We start from the raw sequence: 3938 nt of genomic DNA on the forward strand, positions 1-3938 counted from the left end.
ACGAGACGCCGGGCTCCATACGTGCGTCATAGCCCTCTGCGCGCGCGATCTCGATAGAGCGATGCGGCGCCAGGGCGAAAATGCCCGGATGGCCGTAGAAAACGCCGCAGACACGCTTGCCGGCACGAACCTCGGCGAGGATGGCCTCGATCATTTCCTCGTACGTACGCCGACGCGACTTTCCCTCGGCGTAATACGGCTGGAGGCTGCGCACGTCGGCATGCATTTCGCGCAGCCACATTTCCACCAGGGCATCGGATACCCCGGCGAACACGACGTCCGCGCGCTCGATCTCGCTTTTTGAAATCGGCGTGAGGTGCGAGCCGAGCGTCATGCCGACCCCGACGCACACCAGGCTCCCCTTCGACGCCTCTGGCGTATTCGCCATGGAACTTCCCCTGACCCCGTTGAATCCCCGTTATAGCAGAGCCGCCGCTTTGTGCAAGGCGATCCACCTGCCACACGCCTGCAACGTCCGGCGTAACCCGAAGGGAAAGTCCCGGTAACGAAGCTTCGATAAGGTCATCCCGTTCCAGCTCGGCATGCCCGTACCCACGCAATCGATGACATATGTCGAAGGCCGAAGCCCCGACATAGCTTCATGGCGGGCGTTTCTTGGCGCCCAACATCCACTTTCGAGGTATTCCATGATGAACAAGAAAATCACGCGCTGCGCCCTCCCGCTCGTGCTGGCGGTTGTTGCGCTGCCTGCCGCCGCATTCAACAAGAATGCCTACGTGGTGAACCAGGCCGACAATACGGTTTCCGTCATCGACACCACCAACAACGCCGTGACGGCGACGATCCCGGTCGGTGGTAACCCGCAGGGTATCGCCGTCAGCCCCAATGGTGCCGAGGTGTACGTCACCAATGGCAACGACAACACCGTTTCCGTCATCAAGGCGGCTACCAATACGGTCATCGCGTCGGTGCCGGTCGGCGGCTTCCCCTTCGGCGTGACCGTCAGCCCGGATGGACGTAACGTCTATGTGGCCAACGCCAACGACAGCACGGTATCCGTTATCGATGCGACGAAGAACAYGGTCGTTACTTCGGTCGATGTCGGCTTTCTGCCGTTCAACGTGGCGACTGGCCCCAGCGGCAAGTTCCTGTACACGTCCAACTTTGGCGAGAACACCGTCTCGGTGATCGACACCGGGACCAAAGCGGTCGTCGCAACGGTTCCCGTCGGCAGCGCACCGAATGGCCTCGACGTGGGCCCCTTGGGCGCCCGCATCTACGTCGCCAACAGCAACTCCAACAATGTCTCCGTCATCGACGCATTCACGAATCAGGTCAAGTCGACGATCGCCGCCGGCAACGGCTCCGACGCCGTGGTGACCAGCCCGATCGGTCTGCCGGTCTATGTTTCCAATCTCGCCGACTCCACCGTGTCGGTGATCAACCCGCTCAACAGCGCCATCATCGCCACGGTGCCGGTGGGCGCTGCGCCGAGCGCGTTAGCCGTCAGCCGCACGTTCGGCCGCGTGTATGTCACTAACTCGGGTTCGCACTCGGTTTCCGTCATCAACCCGTTCACCAACAAGGTGATCGCCACGGTCAACGTCGGCAACTTCCCGGCCGCTATCGCTACCCAGCCGGAATAACCAAATCGCCGCCCGGACAGGCGGCGCCGGGCAAGAAAAGAAAACGGCCACCTCTTCGGGGGTGGCCGTTTTCGTTAAAACATGCTGCCGGGAGCTAGAGCAGCGCCCCCGCCTTCTTCAACGCAATCCACACCCCGATCAGGAACGGAACGCCCACCGCCAGCCAGGCCAACACGCCTATCAGGCCGAACGGCCCACGTGCCGCGGTGGCGAGGCTCGCATCCGAGGCCTGCACCTCGTGCTGCAACGCGCGCTCGCGCTTCAGCTCTTCCTCGGTCATGTGGTGCTTCGGATCGACCGGGCGGACCATCAGGTTGCAGATCAGGCCGATCAGCAAGAGGCCCGCGAGGATGTACAGGGTGCGGTCGTAGACGAGATTCTTGGCCACCCCGGCGCCCAGCTGCGCCTCACGGATGCCGGCAATGAGGACCGGGCCGATCACGCCGGCCACCGACCATGCAGTGAGCAGACGGCCATGGATGGCACCGACCATCTGCGTCCCGAACATATCCGCCAGATAGGCCGGCACGGTGGCGAAGCCGCCGCCGTACATCGACAGGATGACGCAGACCGTGATGACAAATGCCGCCGCCATGCCCAGGTGACCGAGCGTCGGCAGGAGGCAATACAGAATGATGCCGAGGATAAAGAAAACGCAGTAAGTAAACCGTCGGCCAAGAAAATCCGACGCCGAAGCCCAGGCCAGGCGGCCCACCGAATTGAACAGGCTGATGAGGCCCACCAGACCCGCGGCGGCGGTAGCGATCGCGGCCTTCTGCGCGGCGGTAAGCGCCGTACCCGGATCGACACCAAGCAGACCCGCACCGAACACGTCCTGCAACATCGGACTTGCCATGGACAACACGCCAATGCCAGCGGTCACGTTCATGCACAGCACGCCCCAGATGAGCCAGAACTGCGGCGTCTTCCAGGCTCGGCTAAGGTGCACGTGGCCATGGCTGATCATGGGCCGCTTGGACACGTCCGCCGTGGCTAGCTGATAGCCCACCGGCTTCCAGCCGTTCGGTGTGACCCTGAAGCCGAACGCCCCCAGCGACATCACCACGAAGTAAACCAGACCCATGACGATCAGCGTGGTCGATACGCCTGGGACATCACCGCTTTTGAAGACGTCCATGAGCTTGACGGCAATCGGCGCGCCGATCATCGCGCCGCCGCCATAACCCATGATGGCGAAGCCCGTGGCCAGGCCACGACGGTCGGGAAACCATTTGATCAGCGTCGACACCGGCGTGATGTAACCAAGCCCCTGCCCCACGCCGCCCAGCAACCCGCAGCCGAGGTAGACCAGCCAGAGCTGGTGGAGAGAGACGCCGATGCCGCCCAGCACCAGACCGCCGCCCCAACAGCACGCGGCGATGAAGCCGGCCTTGCGCGGCCCGGCATGCTCGAGCCAGCCACCCCAGATCGCCGCGGCGAGGCCGAGCATGGCGATGAAGGTTTCGAAGATGTGGTTGACCGAGGGAACGGTCCAGTTGCAGGTCGTTGTCGTGAGCTGGTCGAGGAAGCCCTGGCTCGCGCAGACCGTGGCATCGGCGCCGGTCACCAGGTTGGTCATCGGCAGCCAGAACACCGAGAACCCGTAGGCCATGCCGATACATAGATGAATGGCGAGGGCCGCAGGTGGCACCAGCCAGCGATTGAASCCCGGACCCGCGATCGTACGTTCCCGGGCCAGCAAGCCGGCCGTCTCGTTTCCTGCCATGCGTTTGTTCCCCTGCCTGTGAGTGGTACTTCTCCGGATCGCATCTTAGGCAGGTTTTGGGCTGGCGCCACCCTACGATGGTCTTAGTCGCTCCCTTCGCCGCCACTCGCCCGGCGGCGCGTCGAACGCGCGGCGGAAGCGCCGCGTGAAGTGGGCCTGGTCGGAGAGGCCGCAGCGCACGGCAATGTCACAGAGCGCATCGTCGGTGGCGAGCATGAGCTCGCAGGCGCGCTCCAGGCGACGCATCAACACATAGGCGTGAGGCGTACTGCCGAAGCTCGCCTTGAAGGCGCGGAAGAAATAGGACTCGCTGTAACCGATCGCCGAAGCCAGTTCGGCGATGGCGAGGCGACGTCCGAGATGCGTGTCGATGAAGCGTTGCAGGCGCTCGTGCGCCCAGGGGGGAAGACGACTTTCGTTCATTGCTCTAGGGAGACGATGCATTCGATGCCCTGGCGGGCCATCTTTGCGTAGGGACAGATACGCTCGGTGTCGCGGACCAGCTCCTCGGCGGCCGCGCGGCCGACACCGGGAAGCGCGATGCGAACACCGGCGACGAGGGTGAACAAGCCATCCATGGGATCACGGCCGAAGGTCACCGATGC

General features: G+C 63.6%; 4 protein-coding genes and 1 pseudogene. 1 reads left to right on the plus strand and 4 read right to left on the minus strand.

The window, feature by feature from the left end; all coding sequences use genetic code 11:
• The coding region (locus AC1DT2_RS17235) for an SAM-dependent methyltransferase (RefSeq protein ID WP_477297684.1) at positions 1-388 on the minus strand (388 nt) is incomplete at its 3' end.
• Positions 389-647: 259 nt separating this feature from the next.
• Here AC1DT2_RS17235 and AC1DT2_RS17240 point away from each other — a divergent pair.
• Positions 648-1607 carry a YVTN family beta-propeller repeat protein gene (locus tag AC1DT2_RS17240; protein ID WP_477297686.1) on the plus strand — a complete coding sequence of 320 codons (960 nt, stop codon included), beginning with the start codon at positions 648-650 and terminating at the stop codon, positions 1605-1607.
• A 94-nt stretch (positions 1608-1701) separates the two neighbouring features.
• Here the strand turns inward: AC1DT2_RS17240 and AC1DT2_RS17245 are convergent, their stop codons facing one another.
• The 3 genes and pseudogenes from AC1DT2_RS17245 to AC1DT2_RS17255 all read right to left on the minus strand — a co-directional run.
• The gene (locus AC1DT2_RS17245; protein WP_477297687.1) at positions 1702-3333 is read right to left on the minus strand and encodes an OFA family MFS transporter; all 1632 of its coding nucleotides are present in this window, start codon (positions 3331-3333) and stop codon (positions 1702-1704) included.
• A 72-nt stretch (positions 3334-3405) separates the two neighbouring features.
• The gene (locus AC1DT2_RS17250) at positions 3406-3756 is read right to left on the minus strand and encodes a helix-turn-helix domain-containing protein (protein ID WP_063570739.1); all 351 of its coding nucleotides are present in this window, start codon (positions 3754-3756) and stop codon (positions 3406-3408) included.
• A pseudogene (locus AC1DT2_RS17255) lies at positions 3753-3938 on the minus strand (peroxiredoxin); the annotation flags it as partial. The gene AC1DT2_RS17250 and the pseudogene AC1DT2_RS17255, both read right to left, overlap by 4 nt.

The sequence above is a fragment of the Luteibacter sp. P4_E6 genome, from assembly GCF_056401535.1.